Origin of the sequence: Bradyrhizobium altum (assembly GCF_020889705.1) — a bacterium.
Lineage (GTDB): Bacteria > Pseudomonadota > Alphaproteobacteria > Rhizobiales > Xanthobacteraceae > Bradyrhizobium > Bradyrhizobium altum.
This window is the reverse complement of record NZ_JACMYP010000004.1, coordinates 34,434-57,737: the sequence shown is the minus strand read 5'-3', so window position 1 is coordinate 57,737 and position 23,304 is coordinate 34,434. Positions and strand designations below refer to the sequence as shown.

The following is a 23,304-nucleotide window of genomic DNA, read 5'->3' as shown; positions in this document are numbered from 1 at the left end:
ACAATCAAAAGAAGCTCTGCGACGCTCTGCCCGCGAACTCGAGGTGTACGGCTTCTCAGTTCGTGTAGCGAAAGAGCGAGCCCTGCCTTCATCGAGAAGCTCGATCGTCCCGCGTCAAGCCGACAGTACGATACTCTCAATCTCACTCCCCTCCCGAAGCTTGGCCATCGTCTCAAATCTGTTTGCGCCGTTAAGTCGGAAGAGCGTGCCGTGATTGGTGCCGTTCGCGAGCGTTCGATTCACAATGAGGAACGAACCGGCACCGACCAGGCGATCCCTCAGGTTGCCGACCGCGCCACGCAACTGCGCTTCGTTGAAATAGCCATGATTGAGCAGATTCGACACGCGGATTGCGTTGAACCGGCCACGCAGATGAGCAGGGCTAGGCGCCAGAATGTCATCTTCGGCAAAGCTCAGCCGAGCGTCGTCGCGGGCATGCGGGTTCACCAGAAGTACATCCTTCCCCCCTTCCCGCATGTTCGTCAGGAGCAGCAGCACGCCTGCAAGTGTGTTCAGGCCAGCGACTACGAACCCGGTGCCCTTGAGAAAATCTCGGGGACCATTCAGGTACCAGCGCACCGGACGATTGGCAACGATGTGCTGAAGCACTTTGCCATCGCGATCGAGAAGGACCTCATATCCTGGCAACAGGCGCACGAGGCTCCCGCGCATGCACAGATCCGTCGCCAGGATCTTCGCCTCGATGCCAGCGCGCGTTAGAGCATCAGCCCATTCGACGGAGGAAATCCCTGATGATACGCCGACGTCCATGATCTGGCTCGGCTTGCTGCCAAGCTTCTTCCACTCATCGATAACCAGCTTATTGAGATCATCGAGGCGATGATGATCGGTGGTCTTATAGGTGCCGTTCCGCAGCCGGATTGAGGCAAAGAACGCGGCCTCCTGTGTTTGCGTAAACGCATCACCTTCCGTCAGGAAATTCCTTGCATTCAAAGCCACGCCGCCCCCAAAACTTCCGGAGAAGCGCATCAGGACCGTCATATACTGCACCCTCTGCTCAGCTCGTCTCTCGGGTTCGCTCGAACTCTGTCGATTGAAGGCACACTGCTCCTGGTGCGCCCTGCTCCTCTCACAAGCATAATCTTTTGGGTCGATACGCGGCTCGACCCTTTCGGATTACCCATTCTCGATCACAGCAAAAGCCGGGCCGGCCGGCTCGGATTGTGCGCCGACCAAGGAGAGCTCTGCCGCCGTCTGGAAGGGGTTTGTCTCGCTGCAAATTGCAGGCGTCTGCGGCGGCGGATTGCACCGGCAGAGACACCGCTTTCAACGGTTGACGACTTCCCTACCGGAAGTGCCGCCGTCTTGCTAGAAATCCTCGCATGGTCCAATCCACCGGCCGCTCGCGGAGCTCCACGTCGATGATTCTCAACGTCGGCCGTATCGCCTTGCTCGCCATCATAGGAAGCATCGCAACCCTCCAGGCTTTGCGTGCACAGGACGGCGCGCCGCCAGGCAGCAACGGCGACTTCGAACAGCGCATGCAACGTATCGTGAATGGACTGAGGGCTGACACCGCAGCCGCGCCCCCGATGAAGCTTGCTGATCGGATGAACGAACTGCACGTTCCTGGCGTCAGCATCGCGGTGGTTCATGGCGGCGTAGTCGAGGCCCGGGGGTTCGGGGTTGCCACCATTGGTGGTCCGCCTGTAACACCTGAAACTTTATTCCAGGCAGCGTCGATCAGCAAACCGGTTACTGCTGTAGCGGCGCTCGCATTGGTTCAGGCCGCAAAGCTCGATCTCGATGGCGACGTCAATCTGTCCCTTAAGACCTGGAAGCTCCCTGTTAACTCGTTCACCGATCAATCGAAGGTCACACTTCGAAGACTGCTGAATCATTCGGCTGGTATAACCGTTCCTTATTTTCCTGGATATCCTGCAGGCGCACCCATTCCGTCACTCGGCGACGTTCTCAATGGCGCGTCGCTGTTGTGTCGTGACTTAACCGGGTTCCAGCCGTCAGCGCACGATTGGTTTGCACTATGCGGTTCTGCAAATACCGCGCCTGTCGTTGTCGATCATGAGCCCGGCACACGGTTCGAGTACTCCAGCGGCGGCTACACCGTTGTGCAGCAGCTGCTCATCGACGTGACCGGCATACCGTTTCCAAAATTGCTTGAAGAAGTTGTTCTCAAGCCGTTCGGGATGACCCACAGCAGTTTCCTACAGCCGCTGCCCAAAAATTACGCTCCAATGGCCGCAACAGCCTACCGGGCGACCGGAGAGCCGGTACCGGGCGGTCCGCATATCTATCCCGAGCTGGCTGCCGCAGGATTGTGGACGACACCTACTGACGTCGCACATTTTGCGCTGGGCGTGGTCCGCGCCTGGACCGGTCGAGATGCTTCCGTGCTGTCGCAGGCTACGGCTCTCCAAATGCTAACACCCGGCCTTGGCAACTACGGACTTGGTCCGATTGTACTAGGGGTCGCGCCGCATCGACGAATTCTACATGCAGGCGTCAACGATGGGTTCGTCAGCGTGATGACGATGTTCGAAAATGGAGATGGCGCTGTGATCATGACGAACGGGGATCAAGGCGGAGAGTTGGCTAACGAAATCATGCGCGGTATCGCAACCGAATACGATTGGCCGGATGGCCAGCCGAAGGCCCACTGACGAGTGAACGTCGCGCCGTGGCTCCTCACCTGATCACGCCCGGTCTTCGTCGATTGCGCCTGGGAGGAGCATCCACCAGGATCCGGATAATGGCTGAGCCTCTCTCGACCGCCGTCGCGTCCTCGCGCTGATATTCAGGCAACCGCGCAATGCGGATCACCTTCCATCACGCCCCGAGAACTCCCCATTCTCTCCGGACCTCAGCCAGTGTTCGATAGTATCCGGTCACAAACAACATAGTCACATAACACACCAGAACCGCAGCCGGACCAACCAGCGCGGCAACCGGAACCGGCGCCTGCAGCAGATCAAACGAAATCCGTACCAGCACTGCCGCCAACACCGATGCGACCAGAATTAGTCCAAGGTTCTTCCAATCCTGCAACCTTGCGATCGGAATGCTCATCACCTTTGAAAGTCTTCTGAGAAACAAGACATACACAACGAAAGTCGTGAATACCGACCCGATCGCCGCCCCCGGCAAGCCGTAGTACCAGACGCCGGCCAGGCTTGTTAACACGGCAAATGGAAGGATCGCAGCTTCATAACGCATGTTGGCCGAACCCTGTCCAAATACATTGAGCAGAGTGGTAATCTCGGTCGAGATCAATGTTTGAATCAGATAAATGCGCAGCACCGGAGCGCCACTCACGTACTCCTTCGTAAACAGAAACTGAATGACTTCTTCCGCAAAGACGAACAATGCCGCGATGGCCGGGAACATGACCGCACTAATGATAACGTTGCCCTGATTGTTCAGCCGCAACAGCTCCTCGTGGCGGCCCAATGAATGGAAATGACTCATCTTCGGCAAGAGCAAATTCCCCAGCCCGCCTCTCAAGACTTCGAACGGCATGAGGAGCATGGTTGCGATTGAAAAAATGCCGAACATGCCCGACGAAAACATCGTCGCGACAATCCACAGTTCCGCCTGTTTCCGTACACTCCACAGCAAGCCGGCCACACCGAACGGAAGAGCGTAGCGAAGCTGCGCGCGGAACTGCTCCTTCTCAATTGGGAAAAGTCGAATGCCGCAATAGCGCGCAATGAAGACAGCCAGAAGTACTACACGCACGCTAGCTGCAATCAACGCCGCGATTAGCACCTCTTCAAATCGATGAAAAACGACTGCTGCGGAAATAATCAGCGCGGCTCTCAGCACGGATGAAGCCAGGATAGCTTGCGCTTGCCAACGGATTCGCCCCACGGCGTTGGGTAACACGTCCAGCAATAAGCCCAGATTCCAAACGAACAGGAACATCGCCAGCAACAACCCGTGGTCGTGCAGCAGATCCTTCATGCCCGATGGAAGGACAGGACGAAAGGCAAAAACCAGAAGCACCGCAACCATCGTCGCGGCAAGCAGGAACAAGACCGTCTGCCCAACGTAAATCCGCCGCCCCTCTCCATCCAGCCGAACAAAGAAGAAGAGCAAGCTCCGGGGCATGTTGAAGGAAAACAACAGGGCCACCGTAGTTACGAGTAGCCAGAACAGCCGATATTCACCAAACGCCGTGGGGCCGATCGTTCGCACCAGAACGATCGGCGTCAACAACATGATAACCTGCTCGGTGTATTGAGCAGCCGAGAGTGCAATTCCTTGACGCAGTATGGATGCCATGGATCAGCGACCTACCGACGGCGTCGACGACCGAAAGCCCAAATTGCAGTCCGCGTACTTTCCAAGAACACGATCAGAAATCACTGATGGACTCCAGAAACACAGGACAGGACGATAATCGCACGAAGCGAACAACCATTTCATGGCAACTGGATCACTCTCGCCTCACCTCTCTCGAGCCACTCCTCGTCAATCTTGTATGACCAATCGATGTCACACCGTGCCCAAGAGTACATCCATGTCGCGAGCGACCCTTTTCCAGGTATAGTGCTCCAGCATGACTTTTCGAGCACTCTGGATCATAGAGGACCGAAAGCCCTCGTCTTCGATGAGCAGCTTGATCGCAGCCGCGACCTTCTCGGGCTCGTCGGCTCGCATGTAATCGACGCCTTCCCGCGCCATGCCAAGCGCTTCGATGCCTATTCCCGTTGAAACCACGGCCAACCCCATGGCAAACGCCTCAAGTACCTTGTTCTTTAATCCGCTGCCAATTCGCATCGGGTTCACCATTATCGGATACTCTGCGAGCACCGGGCGGATGTCGTCGACGAATCCAGTGGGGCGAATGCCGTCGTCTCGCTTTGCTTCCTCCAGAAGCCAACTTTCCGCATCCTTGCCCACAACGCACCATTCAATTCCGGCCGGAGCCAAGTACGGTCGATAGACAGACTGGTAGAAAAACCGGACCGCGTCTGCGTTTGGTTTGAAGGCAAGGTTGCCCCAAAATGCCACTCCCCTCCGCTTGGCGACACGCGCATTTGCGTCAAATGCGTCCATCAGGTCGGGCGAGACTCCGTTCGGTACCGTGCTGACGTTTGCAGTTCTGCCAGACAGCCTGCAAACAGTATCAGAATCGGCATCATTGACTGTTGTGACGTGGTTGAACCAAAGCGGCAAACACGCCTCCGCCCTTGCGCGGCGCGCGAGCATCAGGCGCGCGTCGAGACGCGTTCTCAGCTGCGCGGGCCACGGCGGAAAGAACTGTATCTGTCTGGTCAGCGTTAGAACTTCACTGTCGATGAGATCAAAGAGTATTTTCTTATCGCTCGAAAACGGTCGGACGAACTCTGCAAGCACGAGGCAGAAGACAATCATGTGATCGATACTGTTCTCTTCGCAGAAGCCAGCTATCGCTTTGGTAACCGTTGAAAAGTGATCCGGATAAGAGAGCGAGAAGTAGTCTGAATCATTTCGACGGAAGTGCCTCTTCAGTGAGGGCCTGTGAGCCGGAAACTTCGGCGTTTCCGCAATTTTTCTGAAGACATCGGACAAGCCAACCAAGCCGTCGCCAGATTGATCTGTTGAACCGAGGTTGACCGTCAAAAGGTACAGTTCATGCCGCTTCGCCAATTCGCGGCACAAGTGCCACACACGGAGGTCATGCCCGTTGGTCAGGCTTGCGAGCGGCTTATGCGTTACGATCAGGATTCGCGTCACGACAATTCGTTTGTTCTCGACTGCGGTAGAGCGGCATCAGGCACAGCATGATGCGACTAGCCCTTGGCCTCGGCCCCTTCATCTATCCAGTGGACCCGAGCTTCCCAAGTCGATTTGAACTCATTTGGCCCTCGGGCGCAACGGGAGGTGGCGTTCCCAATGGAGCGCTGCGTGTCGCTGCGTTGCTCTTCCTGAGTAGTACTTTGGCACCGAAGAGCTGCGATGGGTGCCTGGCGTCCCCTCGCGCATATGCCTTGTCGTGCGCGCGACGGGAATCGGGACACCGGCGCGACCTCTATTGGGGCAGCGGACATTCATCGGGAATAATGAAGAAATTCCCTGTGAAGTTCTTGAGGCCAGATCCGGCGGGCTTGAGCATGCCATGCTCATAGCCGTACATGCGGTAGCGCTCGCGTTCGAACATTGCACGGATCTCGTTGCGGTTCTCCGGCTTCCATATCTCGCAGAAGATGAGCGGCCGGCAGCGCCTTATCAGTTCCATGCCTCCTTTCAGCACCTCGGCCTCGAACTCCTCGACATCGATCTTGATCGCGTGCACGTCCGTGCGTGTCTTGAGCTCCGGAACATCGTCGAGCGTCTCTATCTTGATCTGAAAGCGGATGCCTTCCTTGTACTCGGAGTGCCCGTCGTCGACTTGGCACAGGGCGTGTCGCTTAATGCCGCCTATCACGGGCATGATCATCGGAAGCGCTGCGGCCTGACGGCCCAGGCCGCATTCGTGAACCGTCACGTTTGCGAGCGTATGCTGGGCGACCACGCGCGTCAGGCTCCTGAAGTTCTCGGGCCCCGGCTCGAACGCATGGACTCGGGAGCCGGGCTTCGTGGCCGCCAGGAAGTAGGCCGTCACTCCGATATTGGCGCCGATGTCGAGGATCACGCCGTCGTTCGGCACCATGTTAAGAAAGTACAGAAAGTCGGCCTCATAACGGAACGTCTTTATCGTTGCGATGCGCGCTTGAGCGACGAAGAAGAGATAGTTGTCAAATCCGAGAGCGCCGATGAGCAGGCGCTGCGTGAGACGCTTGAGCGGCCCTATCATTGGAGCGCTCCCTGCGAGGCACAACGACAAATCGTTCCGGCTGGCTTGGGGCATATTCTGTACCGCCGGACCAGGCCCCAGATTTCGATCGGGCTGTTGCGAACCACTATCTCTTGCCCGAACGGCGCCATGCTGGAATGCACCACGATTGGAACGATGCGAAGTGAAATGTCGCCATTAAGCGGGCTCGATTGCTTCGTTGCAAGAAGGTCACTCCGTTCAGAGACGGAGAACTGGAGTTACCTCCACTGGCTTGTCGTTGCGTTTGCGGCGCCCGCGTCACCCGCATCAAGCGTAGTGCGGCTCATGCTGAGGTTTGGCGCGCGCGAAGACAGGCGCGCCAGGTTGACCATCATCGCGATGAGAAGGAACAGGTACATGTTCTCGAACGATGGAAATACCTCTCGCTCGGTAAACATACTTATTCCATAGCCGACGATGCACGCAAACAAGGCCCAGTACAGGTCGCTATGCAACCGTCGGCCGACACGCCAAGCGGTTGATATCCCGACGCACATAAGAACGAGAAGAATGCCAGTCGCGATCGCTCCACAGTCGAGAAAGAAATCGATAATTGCGTTGTGTGCATGAGTGGCCTGTATAAGCGTTCCCGTGTACCAAGCTTCGCTGGTTATGATTCCGGACCGACCCGCGCCGAACAGAAACAGGCCGGGATCACTCGTCCATTCATTGAGCAGCGGGATCCAGATGAAATCTACACGGCCAGTAAGCAATTCATCAGCCGACACTTCCGAAGTCCCGTCGAAACCAATGGAAAGGATGGCATCCATAGTCGGCGCGATCCAGAGAACGGATGCGATGGCCACCATCGCGGCGCCGGCAGCCAGGACAGCAAATTTGCGCTTGTAAATCAGAAGCAGAACATAGGAGCCCGCAACGGTTAGAAGCGCGCTACGCGATGAGAGCAGAAGGAGCCCCAAAAGCGACAAGGCGACGGGCACTATCCAGAGTGAGCTACGAGTAAGTGCCTTGTACAACAACAAAGGCGCCGTGCAGATGTATATCGTGCCCATCGTATTGTAGTGGATGCCGAAGTAGGCTTCACACAAATCGTTAACGGCGGCCCGCCCTGAAAGTGCGGCCGATGGATTCATGAGGGCGACGAGGATGAAGCTGGCCGATAGGAGTAGAATCGAAACGCAGATGGCGTTCACGACTGTCTCAATCTCCGAAAATGAGCGACATCGCTTCAGAATGAACAGAAATGGCAGTATGTAGAACGCTGGAACCATGCCGTATGACAAGATGTAATCCAGATAGGACTCTGGAAATACATCCGGGAGACGCTCATGAAGCAGAGGAGCATTCAGGATCGACCTAGCGAAAGCAATGGTGAAGGTTACGAAATACAGCAAGAGAATGCGGATGGACGTCCGTTCGATTTTGTCGGTCGCTGATAAGAGTGAAACTCGGAATAACAAATAGACCAGCACTCCCGCTGACAACAGGTTGAAGGGCTTGCAGCCCTGGATGCCGAGTAGGTTCGAATTAACAAACGGCACTCGTTGAAATGGCAGTATGAAAACGACCGCCAGAAAGAGCCATTTTGCGCTTTGGCCGAGCGAATACGCAGACGCGCGATGATAGGGAGTTCCGCCGCCATATCTTAACGCAACGGTCATGACGGGCGGGCTCCTTGCCTTCCAGCGCGACCGAACTCGAATGCACGGCTTCTCGGTGCGCAACGGCTCGCAAGCCCCTGAAGCTCACCTCGAGCGAGCTTGAGCGGTTCTATCGACATGGCCACACCGCGTCGAATCCGCACCCTGTCTTCGTCGCCGGCCAGGAGCGTGACGTCTTCCGAACGCGAATTCCATCGGCCTTCCAGATGACTCCCGGCCACTGTCGTCTCGAAGGTTGCGCCTGGGATGCGGCCCACGCCACGATCTCTGCGCCGTGCTCGCCGGGCCGAGGCGCCATCGTGCCTGATACTGATCATCCGATGGCCGCCGTCCAATACAATGCATCCCAAGTGTTGCTGAAAATGGTTGCTCCGCTCTCACCCCGAACCCGTAAGGCGTACTGGCCTCGTCTTTGTCGATGCGTCAGATTGATGATCCGGTCGAACTGTGTCCGGGACAGGCCACTCGGCTCTATCATCGTGTCCGCGCAAGATGTCCCATGCACCGAAGTGCATGTTGCCATCCATCAGATCCTGCAGCACAGCGACGGCGAGGCCAAGAAGCAGTCCACCAAGGAGCGCTATTCCAAGCACACTCTTAGGCTTCGGCGAAGCGGCCCTCAGGGGAGGCAACGCCTGAGTAATCAGACTCGCAGCAAACACTGGCGAGGACTGTTGTCGCGTAGCCTCCAGCCTGCGCAGCATGTGACGAAAATTATCATAGGCACTCTTGGATGATTCCGCAGCGGCCGCCAACTTATCCATATTGGCAGCGGAATCCGGCTCATCCTTTTTGTTTCTGTTGAAGTCCTCGAGTGCCTTCTGCGCAGCTGACGCTTGAGTGCTCAGGCCATTCAATCGATCCCGGACCCACGTCTCATCTTGCAACGAGCCGCCCTGGTCCATTTGATGAGTAATATACTTTTCCGCGACGGCGTTCAGAATCTGCGCTGCTCGATCAGGATCCTTGGAACTGAAGGTGAGTTCGACAAGGTAAGTGGGACCGACACGCTTGGCGGTAAGCCTTTGTCCGAAGGATTCCACCGCGTAGCGCATGGCGCTACCTTTGCCTTCCGGTCTACTCCAGCCGAGCAGACGCGATACGGACAGCACGCTACTACCCTGGCCGCCCGCAAATTCCGGATCCTGCGCAAGACCGAGCTTCTCGATCACGGCACTAGCGATGCTCTCGGACCTAATGATGCCGATCTGGCTCTCGACAATCGTTGCGACTGCCGCGACGTCGCTGGGGGTCGCTTTCGAATCTACGATAAGTTGCGCCTTGGAAACAAACGTGGGGACCGCCATGATGAGGTAGAGCATGGCAACGCCAAGCGCTGCGCAACACGCCAGTGATATGGTCAACAGGCGTCGCCTTATGAAGGCAACCACCGCTCGCGGGGAAATGACCGACGTAGGATGAAACTCTGGCGGCGGCGGATCGTCCCGATTCATCCAACTATCCGTTGTATTCTGTAACATTTTCATACCAGCGCTGACAATTGGAACTCCGTTGCGGCAGCCAGGTCAAACAGCGCAAGTGGGCTCGCTCAAGGAAGCAAGGCTAGCGGAAGGTGCGGCCGGCTGAGTCATATCAATAGGCATTCATGCGCCTTTCGAGACGAGGGTAGCTGGCCGAAACCGGCGAGTGGTCACCGCATCAACCTGTGATAGACGACGACCGCGAAACGAGCCGAAATCACGCTGGCGAGGAATTCGGCAGCGGTCATAGCCAGTGCGACCATTAACCGGCCTGACGGCACCTGGTGAATTCACCCTGCTGCCATGGACCGGATGCGCCGGAAGGTTGGCGGAGGCCGGCAAGCTGGTGAAGAACGCAACGTTCATGGCACTCTACGGCCCAACGGCTCATTTCCTGCTGAATCAGTACATTCCGGGTCACAGCTTGGGAAAGGCAATAAATGGGTAATTACGATGGTCCATTGAGCCGCGGCACGACCGGACTAAATTCGAGTGGCGATCCGCTCGCTCGCACATCTCCATGGGTCCGATGCAACTTCGAATTGACGATCAACAAGGCCGATCAATCGAAAATGTGGGCGGTACGTCCTGCCCCCGACAGATGTGGGAACGAACCTCGGTTTTGCCGATCGTCCGTCTCGATGGCTACCGGAGCGTCAGCGGTGTTGACGTGTCGGCACGCCGACAGATTCCGCGGGTTTCATCCTGGTGACCACGTCGCAGAGAAAGTTGCCGTCATGCCGAATTTCACACCGCGCGAGCGTTTCAGACTCGGTATCACGGGCAACGGCCTCGGCGGCTATGTCAAATGGGGCTTGGCCGCCCTCGCCTTAACGATTTCAGTGGCACAAGCGAGAGCGGAATATCTCGTCAATGTCGGAGATGTGCTGGAGGTCGCGGCCGCGGGCGTGCCGGAGCTGCGATCTCGTGCAGCCGTCCAGACGGACGGGAACATATCGTTGCCGCTCGTCGGAGTGCTTCAGGTAGCGGGCCTGAGCTTGCCGCAGATCCGAGCCAAGGTCGGCGCTGCACTAGCGAACAAGGTGTTTCGACAGAGAAGTCCGGAAGGGCGTGAAAGCGTCATCGTGATAGATGCAGATGAAATCACTGCAACCGTGGCGGACTACAGGCCAATATACATCAATGGGGATGTCTCGAAACCGGGTCAGTATCCTTACCTTCCGTCGATCACCGCACGTCAACTCATAGCGCTGGCGAGCGGTTACGACATCATGCATGTGAGAATGAACAATCCTTATCTTGATCTGGCGGACCTGAGAGCCGAGTACGGATCGCTTTGGACAGAGTTCGCCAAAGAGCAGGCGCGCTCGTGGCGTATCAAGACGGAACTCGGAGAGGCGACCCAGATCGCTCCAAACGCTACGAAGGAGGCACCGATAGCTCGATCGGCGATTTCAGAAATCTTCAATGCTGAAACGGAGTATTTGAAGGCCAAGCAGAGTGACTATCAGCAGGAGAAGGAGTTCCTCCAGCGCGGTGTTCGGCAGGGAGACGAGGAAGTGCGCGTGCTGTCCGAGCAGCAGAAAAGGGAAGAGGAGGGATTTCAGTCCGACCAGGACGAGTTGCAAAAAGCGCAAGAAATGTTCGCCAAAGGCACCCTGACCAGCCCGCGCGTTACAGATGCGCGTCGAGCGGTTTTACTGTCGTCAACCAGGAGGTTGCAGACCTCTGCGCAGCTGCTGCAGGTCAAGAAGCAGCAGGATGAGCTCTCCAGAAGGCTGACAAAGCTCGATGATCAGCGGCGGCTTGACCTGCTACGTGAGCTGCAGGAAACGAGCCTGAAGCTTAACCAGGTTCGCGAGAGACTGCAGGCGGTGGGTGAGAAGATTCAGTACACCGCTATGGTTCGATCACAGCTCGTGCGAGGAAGCGGAAGCAAGCCCGACATTACCATCGTCAGGAAGGGTAAGAACGGGCCGGAACAGATTGCCGCAAGCGAAGATACCGAATTGCAACCAGGCGACACGGTCGAGGTATCCTTGCGATACCAGGATCTTCCGGACGTACCTTCCCGAAAGCTGAGTGGTCTAGGCCCGTCACCGGCGACGGGCCGAACTGCGGTGACGGAAGCTGATGCGCCTTCAGTCGGTATCAGATGATGAGATCGGCCCGATCGGTCGCGGTTGCGAGCTGATGGGCCTGGGACGGCGCGTGCCCCGAAATGTTAGCGATACAGCGCGTCCAGCCGAGCTTTCGCCTCCTTGATTCCTGCTGCATCGGCCCTGGCATACAGCGCCTTTGCTTTGGTCGCATCGCTGCGCGTGCCGTAAGTTCCCCATTTCGCCAGAACCAACGGATCGTAGGTTTCTGCCAGCGCAAAGCTCGCTTGGGCACTGCCCATCTCGACGGCGCGCTCAAGCACAAGCCGCGCCGCCCCTACATCGCCCTGCCGAAGCAGGGAACTGGCACGCGCCACCAACCCTGCAGCTTCCGCAACCTGCTCGGAAGCGGGCTGAACAACAGCGCGAGCAGGTGCCGGGGGTGCCTGCTCGGCGATCGGATTGGCGGCCACTCCGACGTAGCCGGACTTGTCTGGGCCATGCGAACCGGTCGTCACAACGTCTGACGCAGCGCCGAGCCCTTTGCGACCCTGCGCCTCATAGGCATGGATCGCGCTCCGCGACAGGAAGAAGTTCTGCGCCCTCACGCCGGCGCTTTCGCCGCGCAATTGCTTCAACTCAGCGGCATCGGCTTCTATTGCTGTCTTCTGCAGCAAGACGTCCTCCTTTGCCTTTGCGGCCCTCGCCGTCTGGACCTCATTTTCGCGACGCACTGCTGCCAGGTCCTGTTCCAGCCGTGCGGACCGCTCACGCTCCTTTTGCAAATCCGCCGCGCCGCTCTTCCCCGCCGATGTCAGCCGGGACAGATCCTCGGCCGCTTTGGCTGCCAGTGCAGTCTTGGATTCGACATCGCGCCGCGCCGTCGTCAAATCCTGCTCCAGCTGTGCGGACCGCTCGCGTTCCTTTTGCAGGTCCGCAGCCGCGCTCTTGCCCGCTGCTTGCAGTCGCGATGTTTGCTCGCCTGCCTGCGACACCAGCGCGGTCCTACTCTCGACATCACGTCGCGCCGCCGCCAGATCCTGCTCCAGCCGCGCGGATCGCTCGCGTTCCTTTTGCAGGTCCGCAGCGGCGCTCTTGACCACGACTTGCAGCCGTGTGGTTTCGTCGCCTGCTTTCGACACCAGCGCAGTCTTGCTCTCGGCATCACGCCGCGCCGCCACCAGATCCTGCTCCAGCCTGTCAGCCCGTTGACGTGCCGCCTGCAGCAGGTTCTGCGACTCTGCCGCGCCGTTCTCCCTCTCCCGTTTCAATCGGGCTGTTTCATCGCTTGCTTTCGCCGCCAGCGCGGCCTGGGCCTCGACTTCACTGCGAGCCGCCGCAAGATCCTGCTCCAGCCGGGCCAATTGTCCAAGTTCGACGGGTGCGGCTTTCTGGGCTGAAGCCGCGCCGCGTTCAGCCGCCCGCCTGAGCTCCGTCACTTCTTCGCCAGCCTTGAGCGCCTGCGCCTCATATGCGTAGATCGAGCTGCGCGCCTGGGAGAGTTCCTGTGCAAGCGCGTCGGCCTTCGCGCGCGATTGCCTCAGATCGACAACCACGGCTTCCACGGACAGCTTCTGACGCGAGACTTCCTCGCCCGCCTTTGCCGCCAGCGCAGTTTGGGCCTCCAGATCACGCCGTGCCGCCGCGAGATCCTGCTCCAGCTGCGCGGACCGCTCATCTTCCTTTTTCAGGTCCGGCGTTCCGCTCGCCTCTGCGGCTTTCAGCCGGGAGGTCTCTTCGGCTGCCTTCGCCGCAAGCGCAGCCTGGGTCTCCAGATCACGCCGCGCCGCCGCGAGATCCCGCTCCAGCCGCGCAGACTGCTCGCGCTCCTGCTGCAAGTCGGCTGCGTCTCTCTCCCCCGACTGCCTGAGGCGGGACGCCTCCTCGCTCGCTTTCGTCGCAATTGAAGTCTGTGTCTCCAGCTCCCCTCGCGCGACCGCGAGATCCTGCTCGAGACGTGCGAACTGTTCCGGGTAGCGAAGCGACCCGGTATCGCTCGCAGTAGCCTGTCCGAGTTCGGCCAGTTCTCCTCCAGCCGCACGGGCTTGAGCTTCGTAGGCCTGGATTGCGCTCCGCGTCAAAGAAAAGCCGCCCGCCGGCACTCCGGCCTTTGCAGGCGCTTGCCTTGTCTCGGCCGTGCCGATCTCCCCCGCCCGCTTCAGCCGTGAAACTTCCTCGCCTGCCTGTGCTGCCAGCGCGGTCTGGGTCTCGACATCGTGTCGCGCCGCCACGAGATCCTGTTCCAGCCTTCCTGCCTTCTCCAGCGCTTGTTGCAGCGCATCCTGCACCCCCGCGCCACCCTGCACGGCTTGTTTCACCCGGGCAGCATCTTCGACGGCCTTGTTGGCCAAGGCAGTCTGGACTTCGAGGTCGCGTCGAGCCGCGGCGAGACCCTGCTCCAACGTCTCTGCCCTCTCACGCTCGTGCTCGAGGCGCTGCAGCAAGCCAATGTCAAGCCTTGCAGTGGAGAGTTCGCAGGACAGGCTGCCACCCAAATTGGGCTGCTGGTCCGAGGGAGGCCCGCTCTGGTCGCGCGCTTCCTGTACGATCAGCATCGGCCGCTTGGTATCGCTTTCGTCCCGCGGCGTAGCTTCGGAATTGCCGTCCTCCGCCGCGGCAGCCGAATTGACAATGCGAAGGGCCATCGTTTGCTGCGCATCTGCCGCGAGACGCACAGGATCGGGCGACGCCCGTGTTGTTTCGGGTGCCCATGCGGTTGCGAGCATGGCGACGGTCGTCGACCACAGGAGTACCGGCTGTGCAACACTGAGTAGGCGTCGCGGCGGCGCGCCTGCGATGTCGCATGCGCGGCCTACTTCGTTGTCGAGGAGAACCGTGCGGTCCATCCGCAATCACCTTTCGTTTGGCGACACGATCTATCGAGGTGCGGCGTTAAGTGCCCTACCCTCGGCGCGAAGCCCATGACCCGGATTGAGGCCCCGCTCCCAATGTGACCACCTCGATTCTCACCTTCTCACCGAGATCGCTGTAACATTGTGCGACGTTGGTCGCATTGTTAAGGAGCGGATTGTTCGTGAGCACCAGCACCGCGAGCACGAGCACGGCAATCCGCCGTTTGCGGTTCGTGGCACTGCTGCATTTATCTTCCCATGGGACCCTGCCTTCGCCGATCCGAATTTTCATCGTAGTTTCGTGCAGTTCGCCCTCGCGCGCTATTTCCCCTTGGAGGAGCCCGCCTAACCCTTCCGGATTATGCGCTCTCCCTACCTACCCTGACCTGACGCAGCAACAAGGAATCGATTGACCGGTGCATCACCGCGCACCGGGAACACCGCCTGACCGCCGGGATGGCAGGAGTTCGAAACACCGATCAATTGCGCACCGGAATATTTACAGAGGTACGGATTCGCCGTGCCAGTGTCTTGGCAGTCGTCGGCACCGTCGATCGCGGCAGCCTTCGCTCAACTGGTCTTTGACCACGGACACGGCCGGACTTGAGGCATCGATGGACCGGCGAATCATCCCCCTAGCGAGTGGCATCGTAGTTGCCCAAATTGATCGTGACTCCGGATGGCTCCGCGACAGTTTGACGGAATACCTCGGAATTTCCAGCCAACGCTCTGCAAAGAAGGGTAACTAATCTACACTCGCTTGATTGCAGCGGGAGCAAATCGTGCGTTGCGCGCCTTCGATCGTTCGCAAGATGCGGAGCAAGGCCTCGATTTTGTAATTGCGGGAGGTCTTATGGTCCTGGATAGGTCGCGCCTCGCGCGATACCGGTGATGATGCGAGTACACATCGCGAGACGCTGCTCCAGGGCCGTGCAGGGAAGCCATTTGGTGCGCATCGTCGCCTTCCACACTGCCAGGAAAGGTTGCGCAAAGTCACAACCGAAATCATTGAAGCGGCGCAGAGACTGTGGCGGAAATTTTTTCCGGCTCTCTGCAATTTTGTTGGGAATGGCCGGGAGGTGTCCGCCTATTGCCGGTCTCGCATGGAGACGAAGATGACCGACGAGCAGTTGATGCGCCTGAAAGTCTACGGGAACAATGTCCAGCGCTATCGCCGATTGCTCAAGGGCCACCTAACCGAACAAGAGAGGGAATTCGTCGAAAGGCGCCTCACTGAAGAACAGTTGGCGATCCAGAGGCTAAGGACGAATGGCCTCGTACATGGCACGTCGGAGATAGTGTGAACGGGTTATTTCCTCCGCAAGACCATGGCATCACGCTGATTTTTGACCGCAGCGCCGGGCGGCAGCATGTAAATGAAGAACAGGCTCTCGAGAAGTTCCCGGCTTGTTCTAAAGGCTCGCAAAGCAATGGTGGTCCTTAACGCTCAGCAATCGCAGTCGAATTCCGCAAGGGCCTAACTTTGTTCCACGAAGGTGTCGCCATTTTGCCCCGCCTCGTTCCCCAATGTCTCATTCTGTTCATATATCTTACTAGGTAACACAGGCGTCATTTGTTCGCGGTCTGTTTCGCCGATACTTCGCGATGCAGTCGATCACGGCCAAACCCGAGCATTGCCCGCAGTTGCCGGTAGAGCGTTGGTCAAAGCCTGCTTTATGCGTTCGGCCTGCTCCTTCGTCAGCTTCTCGGCAAAGCGGCCACCTTTTTCGAGTTGCGCAGGCCCCTTGAGTTCTCGATCATAAACCATCCAGTCGGTGCTTCCTTTCCGAACGAGGAATCTAGCCTGCTCAGGCGCGGTGAAGTTCAACGATGCCTCCCAATCAATTCAGTCCGCCGATCTCAAAAATACACAGCCGGGGACGGTCTATTCCTAAACCGGGACACTGAAATTCGCAGCATCGCCTAGACTGCAAGGCCTATGCCGATACACCCCCGTTTCCGCGGAGCCATGCCGCGCGTGTGGTATGGCAATGACCCTGAGGTAGTTGATCTCCGACGTTGCGCCTTGCATGGCGCAGAGCCAGACAGTTGTCACAGCTCGGCCTTCCACTCAGCGGGTTCCGCTTGATGTCACTCGCTAGTCCGAGGTATCGCGCGGGTGACGAAGCCTCTCTTCGCTCGTATGGAGCCGTCTCTTCGACTTTGCGAAGGCAGCCCTCGATGCGGACCAAGAGAGCTCGCGATGCGCCATGCGCGCGACATGATCAGAGCAAAGGCTGCGGGTTAGCCGAGCCATCCGATTGCGCGGCGTGTTCTGGAGGCCGCTACATCGTCCCGCATCGCTTCGCGCGCTGGGCGAGATGTCGCTCACCGACCGCCGCCGATTCCAAGTCATTCCTTGAGGTCAGGTTCAAGAGGCCGCCGTCCCAGCGCCAGCGGCCTATCCGTTACTGCCTGTCATGAAGGTGGATTCGCAGATTAGCGCGCTGACCACGGCCATGCCGACGGTTGCGGCTTGTTGGCTTGCGGGCGCGCCGCATTCGGCGCCCGCTTGTGCGTCTGGGTGACATTGGTCGGCGGCCGCGGACGCGGCACTGGCATTTCGGAGGTTACCTTTGGTTTTTCTGACGACGGCTTAGGCTCGTCAGGCTCTGCCTTTGGCGCCGAAGCGTTGGCGATCAGACTGGCCAGTTGTTCCTGGCTTGCGTTGAGCCGCTCGGTCATCGTCTTGCTGTCCTGCGCCATCTGAATCTGGGCAGCCTTGATCTGGCCGATGACATCGTTGTTGCGTGCTATTTCCACCTGACTCGCCTTGAGTTGGCTTGTCACGCTTTCATTGTCGCGGGCCAGCTGTTCTTGCCTCAGTTGTAGTTGTTCGACCGCTTGCCTTAGGGAGGCGAGATCACGCGCCATCGGTTGGAGCTGTTGTGCAATATCCGGGGAAGGTACGACGGCAGTCGGTGCAATGTCTTTCGGCCGGGCTTGTGTCAGAGGTGTGGGGTTTGAGGGGGATACGACCGCCGTACCAACGGAGGACCACCACCAAGTACCCCCAACAATGGATGCCAGCACAACAAAGCCGATGGAGGCGGCCGGATAGCGCCAATCTTCCAATCGATGAATCATTGCTCGCAACGTTCGAGGCACTTTCGTGCTGGTCGTTGGACTCAACGGACTGACTCCCGCTTCACGCGCGAAATCCGAAAGCTGCTCCTCCAAGCTCGTGAGCCGCCCTTCCGCAACCTTGTTATCCCGCGTGGAGTCCATTTGGTGCTCCGCAACAAACAAAATGCAATCCGACCGAGAGCAGAACCAATGGCCGACTGAACGGTCCATTCGAGTGCGCAAATGGGAAAGCGGGTAGCGTACCGCAGCCTAGTCGAGCAGGGAAGCGGCTCGACGCGCTTGAGCTCGCTCGGACTGCAAGGGCATTAGTCCGACGCTGAACGGCTTGCTGCCTCGGTCAGTGCCCCCGGCTGGAAACCCTCCCTGGCAAGGTTTCCATGCCAGGCCACGAACTGTCTCGGGCAAACTACCGCTCGCGCCCTAGCAACACAATGGAACGTCTTAGGGCCCGGTGCCGCTATTCTACGGGAAATCGTTCCCGAACCAGTTCGGACGCGATGTCTGCCGATCGTCCTAGGCTAGGGAGCCCGCCGCACCGGTGCCAGGCTCCGCCGGCACGCGACTGTCGTGGTCGTTTCCTAGCGGGATCGCTGCTCGTCAAACACACTGCGCAAGCAAATAGCTGAGAGGCGCGTGGCCATAACCATCTTCAGCCGACCCTAATGAACGTCCATTCGGGGACTTCAAACGGTAGGCCGCGGGCCGATGGATAATGGGAATAACCTCCGAGGAGACCGAGCGCGGCCACTGCCGAGTGATAGGATCCAAAATCCTCCTCTTCGAAGAAGAAGTGAAATCGCCCGTTCAGTGGCACGATGCGAAACGTGCCGCCCTTGGAGCGGAATTCCCAATAGCCTGACATCATTGCCGCCACCGGACGCGCCGACGACCGGCGCTTGCGGCCTCGAACGTGTAGGCCATCAACCTAACGTCATCGCCAAGGTGGACGGCTTGGAATGTCATATGAATCACCCCTTCGAATCGGGGTGATTTTACAGCGGAGGGACATTGTCAGCCAAAGCGCGGGCTGACTTATCCATCGACTTTCGAGGCGGGCGTCTAACAGAGCGGCAAGTCATCAATCGGTTGAAGCGCGGAATATTACGAGAGTATGCAGGTCGCGGATGGCGGACCAGTAAGGAAGCTCGTTTCAGATCGACCAGTTGCTACGCCAACGAGCCTCCCGGCGGACGCATGGTGCACGCCAATTGGGGAGCCGATACCTTCTCAACCAACGTCACTCGGTCGACCGACTCATCAAACCGCCCTGTCAATCAGGCACCCATTTGATGGAATCCGGATCGGCGGGCCGCGTGGTCGTGTAGGTCACCAGGTCGTATCCTCGCTCGACGACGAGATCGGCAACTTCAATGAAGCCTTCGTCATTCTCCTCCTTCGAGCTATGAAGTGTCACATCGCTCATGGAGACATTCTGGTTTGTCAGGGACAGCCTGACCATTCCCTGATGGTCTCGAATTGGCCTGCAGATTGGAATGAGCCGCGCCTCGAAGTTTGTCGGGTGATAGGGTTTGAGACGCAAGTTCTTGTAGAAGGTTCTGTCTCCCTCGATCGACAGCACACTCTTGCAGGCTGCCGAATTCACCATGAGGCCGCGGATGGATGAATCCGACCCGATGTGGATCGGGTACGTCTCGCCGCGTTCCAGTCGGACGCCCGAAAACGCGATCAGCCTCGACGAATACTCGACCGGTGTGCCCGCAATTTGATCTTTGAGCGGCACGCGTTCGTAAGCCGTGAATGCAAACGTGCGTTTGCACTTTGCAGTCTTGGCCGTCCTTATCTTAGTCAAGAAATTGCCAAGGTGCGTCGCTATCACGCCCGACAAGAACTCGGCTGGATGACTGCCGTCTGCATAGAGTTCCTTCGCGTCTACGTTCTTGGACTTGACGACCGCGGCAATGACATCCCTGACATCAAGATAGTACCAGTCCTGCTTCTGGCAGACGGAAATACAGGCGGAGATGATCGTTCTTGATGCGTTGATGTCGCTCACCGGTATGCAGACAAAAACCGGCTCGCAATTGGCGCGTTTGGCGGAATGCCCAATCCACTCGACCCACCTCACAACATCGTAGTAATCGATCGCATTGGCGGAAAGCAGCGAAAAATCGATCACGCATGTATCGACAATGCAAAACTCCGAGCCTTTGAAGAAGTCGCCCTGGGCGAAGTACGGACCGAGCAAGGAGGGAGATGCACCGATCCTTCCTGCCGATTTCACTTCAATTGTGTCATCGGCGTCCAGAAATTTCTGGAAAAAGCCTGCCTTCAGGATGCTGTTTGACTGTCCCAGGATCGAAATGCTCAGCGACATCAGATTGACTGCCCTCAGATGGAACCGCGCAATGACATCGAAAACGCACGATGGAGAACCCCGCAACACCGCGTCAATCGTCTATGTCGCGGCGACGTTATCAATTGTCGCAGCGTTCTGTCTACCATCGGCGGGACGCGCGCAAAGCTCGCGAGCTGCATGCGACAAAACCGATACGCAATTCGCCGTAACCGCCGCGATGCCGGACAATGCCGATGCCTTGCGCAAATATGAGAGAAATGTGTCGGGCCTGTCCGGCGATGTCTCGACGGTCTTGCTTGGTGACTCGCTGGTTGAGGCGTGGCCCAGGGAACTATCAGCCTCGCTCGGCGCCGGACCGGTGGCCAACCTCGGCGTCGGACGCGACAGGATTCAGAACACGCTCTGGTTCATCGAACACGAACGCGAGCGGCTGCGAAAAATCAAGCCGAAGTCCATCATCGTGCTGGTCGGGACCAACAACATCTATCTCGATAAGCCGTGCGGAGTGATGGAATCCTACCAAAAGCTGTTTGAGGAGATCAGGTCGCTTTGGCCGAACAGCAAGATTTTCTCCATCCAGATTCTCCCGCGAGGCGACCAGATGAAGGGGGCGGCCGAGAATATCGGATCTGTCAATGCCGAGCTCAGCAGAAGAAGCCGGGAACTCGGAATCAGAACGATCGACGCCTCCGACATCGCATGCGGACGAACAACGCCGTGTGCCAATTACAAGAGCGATCTCCTGCACCTGACGCCATCCGGATACGAAGCCCTGACCAGGATCGCAAAACAAGGCATTGGTTCATCGTAAGCTGCGCGGGAGCCATCAATGACGCTGAGGTGCGACCTGGTCTGCTAGCTCAGCATCGAGATGATCGATTGCAGCTGATCGGATGCCGATGCCACGAGCCCGTCGAACGACGTCTGGCCGTGCGCCGCCGCCCGCAAGATGCATTCTGCAACGGCCGCCTTGAGACCGAACACGGATTGATCGGCCGGCACGCTTGCCATCACCGTCTCCAGCGCGTCGCGCATCGTCTGGATCAGTTCGGAGCTGAATTTCATGGCTATCCTCCGCGTGCTCAGGATAGACCGGGCGCGCCACGCCACCACTCACAAGCCCGCGATTCCGGATTGCGTTTTCTTAATGCAATGACAAGCCGGTGAATCGGCGAAGCTCTAGAGCTCCTTCTCGGCCAGCTTGCGGAAATCGTCGGGCACCGAACGAACGACCTCCAGCGCTGCCGAACCGTATCCGATCGCATCCCAGCCAAAACGATCGCGGACCTTGTCGATGGCACAGTCCGCGGCCCAGCGGGCCATCCCGATCGGACTTCCAGGGCGAAGCGCTTGATCGGCCAGTCCGAGCGGGAGCTCGAGCGCAAGATCCCAATGCTCCTCGAGATGTGACACCGAGATTGCCAGCAACGAAATGATTTTCTCGCTTGGGTGGTCAGCAAGCGTGGCGCGCACCAGCTTCTCGGCGAGGCTGGCGAGGATCACCGTCGTGCACACGGGCGCATCGAGCGTCATCGAGCGCGTCACCGATTTCAGGTCGGCGAACCGAACGCGCACCGTCACGGTTCGTCCGGGCCGGGATTTCGCCCGAAGCCGCGTGGCGACGCGGTCGGCGAGATGAAGCAGCGTCGGCCGAATGACCTGCTCGATCGCGGGCTTTCGGCCAAGCGCCGATTGTGCTCCTGCCGATCGCGCGCGCCGATGCGGCGTGAGTTGTCGCGGATCGCGATTCCACGCCAGCGCGGCGAGTTTCTCGCCCGCCGCCGGACCGAGCAGCCGCGTCAGCGACCGCTCCGACAATTTGGCGAGTTGACCGATCGTCGAGACGCCGATCGCGTCCAGCCGTGTCTTGGTGACCGGCCCTACTCCCCACATCAATTCAACCGGCAGTTCGTGCAGGAATCCGAGCTCGGCGTCAGGATCGACGACGACAAGTCCATCGGGCTTTGCGACCTGCGAGGCGATCTTCGCCAGATGCTTGGTGCGGGCGACGCCCACCGAGATCGCAAGGCCGAGCTCAGTGCGCACGCGCCGCCGGATCGCCGCGGCTATTTCGGCGGGCGTTCCGAACAGATGCGTGCAGCCTGCAACGTCGGCAAACGCCTCGTCGATCGAAATGCGCTCGACGAGCGGCGTGAAGTCGCCGATCACCTTGATGGCTGCGTCACCCAGCCTTTGGCAATCGCTGAAGTGGCCGCCGACGAAAATCAGTTGCGGGCAGAGCCGGCGGGCTTCCCGTCCCGACATGCCGCCGTACACCCCGAAGGCCTTGGCCTCATAGGACGCAGCAAGCACAACCCCGCCTCCGACGGCGATCGGCCTGCCTCGCAGCGACGGCTCAAGCAGTTGCTCGACCGACGCGTAAAACGCATCCAGGTCCGCGTGAAGGATGGTGGCTGCGGCTGCCATCTCAACCCGTTCATCCCTGACCTGACCAAAACTGCTCGTCCTTGGACGCTACAATAAACACTAGAACAAAACAAGAACAAACTCAATTCCGGTCGACCAGGAATGGCCGCGGGCGCTGGCGGTCTGCCAGCGAACGTTGGGCGCGCTGTCGTGCCAAGCATCGATGCGGGCTGCCGGTTGCCGTCGAAGGAATCACAGCGAGGCAGTTGGCAGGTCGCTCGACGTCCACGGGCGTTCTCTGCCGAGGACGAGCGCGATTACGCGCGGCTCTCGCGTCCCGCTGCGCCAGCTCGCTCATGAGCCGGCGTTGTTTGACGAACAGGCTTTTTCGGGTAGAGATCAAGGCATGACCGACCACTCTCATCAGGTGGACTTCCAGGCCGCGGCCTCCCTTTACAAATGGCCTTCTCTCGGCAACTCCAGGCGAGAGGATCGCGCGCCCTATATGATCGTCAACGGAACGCTCGACCAATGCATCCGGGACTTCATGGGCAAGCCCGAGAAGACCCGGCATCTCTACGAGATCCGGACCACGTCGCAGCCTCCCCTGGTGCCGGATGTGCTGTCGCCCGAGCACGTGATCGAGCTCTCCAGGCTTCGCGAGTTCCTCTGAGGCGCTTCAGCGGACGTGATCCCGACGCGTCTCGTTCGCAGGCGTGCGCCGGAAGGCACATTGT

General features: G+C 58.8%; 18 protein-coding genes. 5 read left to right on the top strand and 13 right to left on the bottom strand.

The window, feature by feature from the left end; genetic code table 11:
- Positions 1-114: 114 nt before the first annotated feature.
- Positions 115-1,002, bottom strand: a complete 888-nt coding sequence (locus H8B02_RS02810; RefSeq protein ID WP_229164762.1) for a hypothetical protein — start codon at positions 1,000-1,002, stop codon at positions 115-117.
- Positions 1,003-1,382: 380 nt separating this feature from the next.
- Here H8B02_RS02810 and H8B02_RS02805 point away from each other — a divergent pair, with 380 nt between their 5' ends.
- A complete protein-coding gene (locus H8B02_RS02805) occupies positions 1,383-2,642 on the top strand; it encodes a serine hydrolase domain-containing protein (RefSeq protein WP_229164761.1) in 1,260 nt (419 codons plus the stop codon).
- Between the two features lie 166 nt (positions 2,643-2,808).
- On the opposite strand, the gene H8B02_RS02800 is transcribed toward H8B02_RS02805, so the two are convergent.
- The 5 genes from H8B02_RS02800 to H8B02_RS02780 all read right to left on the bottom strand — a co-directional run bounded on the left by H8B02_RS02800 (position 2,809) and on the right by H8B02_RS02780 (position 9,857).
- On the bottom strand, positions 2,809-4,263 hold the full coding sequence (locus tag H8B02_RS02800; RefSeq protein WP_229164760.1) for an oligosaccharide flippase family protein: 1,455 nt from the start codon (positions 4,261-4,263) through the stop codon (positions 2,809-2,811).
- A gap of 213 nt (positions 4,264-4,476) precedes the next feature.
- On the bottom strand, positions 4,477-5,700 hold the full coding sequence (locus H8B02_RS48370) for a glycosyltransferase (protein WP_229164759.1): 1,224 nt from the start codon (positions 5,698-5,700) through the stop codon (positions 4,477-4,479).
- A 295-nt stretch (positions 5,701-5,995) separates the two neighbouring features.
- Positions 5,996-6,760 carry an FkbM family methyltransferase gene (locus H8B02_RS02790; RefSeq protein ID WP_229164758.1) on the bottom strand — a complete coding sequence of 255 codons (765 nt, stop codon included), beginning with the start codon at positions 6,758-6,760 and terminating at the stop codon, positions 5,996-5,998.
- A 239-nt stretch (positions 6,761-6,999) separates the two neighbouring features.
- Positions 7,000-8,403: an O-antigen ligase family protein gene (locus H8B02_RS02785; protein ID WP_229164757.1), complete on the bottom strand. Its 1,404-nt coding sequence runs from the start codon at positions 8,401-8,403 to the stop codon at positions 7,000-7,002.
- Positions 8,404-8,780: 377 nt separating this feature from the next.
- A complete protein-coding gene (locus H8B02_RS02780) occupies positions 8,781-9,857 on the bottom strand; it encodes a GumC family protein (RefSeq protein ID WP_229164756.1) in 1,077 nt (358 codons plus the stop codon).
- 764 nt (positions 9,858-10,621) lie between these two features.
- Between H8B02_RS02780 and H8B02_RS02775 the strand changes: the two genes are divergently transcribed.
- Positions 10,622-12,004, top strand: coding sequence for a polysaccharide biosynthesis/export family protein (locus tag H8B02_RS02775; protein WP_229164755.1), 1,383 nt, complete (start codon positions 10,622-10,624; stop codon positions 12,002-12,004).
- Between the two features lie 65 nt (positions 12,005-12,069).
- Here the strand turns inward: H8B02_RS02775 and H8B02_RS02770 are convergent, their stop codons facing one another.
- Positions 12,070-14,790, bottom strand: coding sequence for a coiled-coil domain-containing protein (locus H8B02_RS02770; protein WP_229164754.1), 2,721 nt, complete (start codon positions 14,788-14,790; stop codon positions 12,070-12,072).
- 1,121 nt (positions 14,791-15,911) lie between these two features.
- Between H8B02_RS02770 and H8B02_RS02765 the strand changes: the two genes are divergently transcribed.
- Positions 15,912-16,100, top strand: coding sequence for a hypothetical protein (locus H8B02_RS02765; RefSeq protein WP_212315373.1), 189 nt, complete (start codon positions 15,912-15,914; stop codon positions 16,098-16,100).
- 311 nt (positions 16,101-16,411) lie between these two features.
- On the opposite strand, the gene H8B02_RS02760 is transcribed toward H8B02_RS02765, so the two are convergent.
- From H8B02_RS02760 to H8B02_RS02745, 4 genes are all read right to left on the bottom strand, one after another.
- Positions 16,412-16,624, bottom strand: a complete 213-nt coding sequence (locus H8B02_RS02760) for a hypothetical protein (protein WP_229164753.1) — start codon at positions 16,622-16,624, stop codon at positions 16,412-16,414.
- A gap of 611 nt (positions 16,625-17,235) precedes the next feature.
- The gene (locus tag H8B02_RS02755) at positions 17,236-18,024 is read right to left on the bottom strand and encodes a hypothetical protein (protein ID WP_229164752.1); all 789 of its coding nucleotides are present in this window, start codon (positions 18,022-18,024) and stop codon (positions 17,236-17,238) included.
- Positions 18,025-18,532: 508 nt separating this feature from the next.
- Positions 18,533-18,748 carry a hypothetical protein gene (locus tag H8B02_RS02750; protein ID WP_229164751.1) on the bottom strand — a complete coding sequence of 72 codons (216 nt, stop codon included), beginning with the start codon at positions 18,746-18,748 and terminating at the stop codon, positions 18,533-18,535.
- Between the two features lie 405 nt (positions 18,749-19,153).
- On the bottom strand, positions 19,154-20,218 hold the full coding sequence (locus tag H8B02_RS02745) for a hypothetical protein (protein ID WP_229164750.1): 1,065 nt from the start codon (positions 20,216-20,218) through the stop codon (positions 19,154-19,156).
- On the opposite strand from H8B02_RS02745, the gene H8B02_RS02740 reads away from it, so the two are divergent.
- Positions 20,205-21,011 (top strand): SGNH/GDSL hydrolase family protein, encoded by an 807-nt coding sequence (locus H8B02_RS02740; RefSeq protein WP_229164748.1) that lies wholly within the window; start codon positions 20,205-20,207, stop codon positions 21,009-21,011. The genes H8B02_RS02745 and H8B02_RS02740 overlap by 14 nt on opposite strands.
- Positions 21,012-21,055: 44 nt before the next feature.
- Here the strand turns inward: H8B02_RS02740 and H8B02_RS02735 are convergent, their stop codons facing one another.
- Positions 21,056-21,265, bottom strand: coding sequence for a hypothetical protein (locus H8B02_RS02735; protein ID WP_212315383.1), 210 nt, complete (start codon positions 21,263-21,265; stop codon positions 21,056-21,058).
- Positions 21,266-21,379: 114 nt separating this feature from the next.
- On the bottom strand, positions 21,380-22,627 hold the full coding sequence (gene dinB, locus H8B02_RS02730) for a DNA polymerase IV (RefSeq protein WP_229164746.1): 1,248 nt from the start codon (positions 22,625-22,627) through the stop codon (positions 21,380-21,382).
- Between the two features lie 346 nt (positions 22,628-22,973).
- On the opposite strand from dinB, the gene H8B02_RS02725 reads away from it, so the two are divergent.
- Positions 22,974-23,240, top strand: a complete 267-nt coding sequence (locus tag H8B02_RS02725) for a hypothetical protein (protein ID WP_092125468.1) — start codon at positions 22,974-22,976, stop codon at positions 23,238-23,240.
- Positions 23,241-23,304 lie beyond the last annotated feature (64 nt).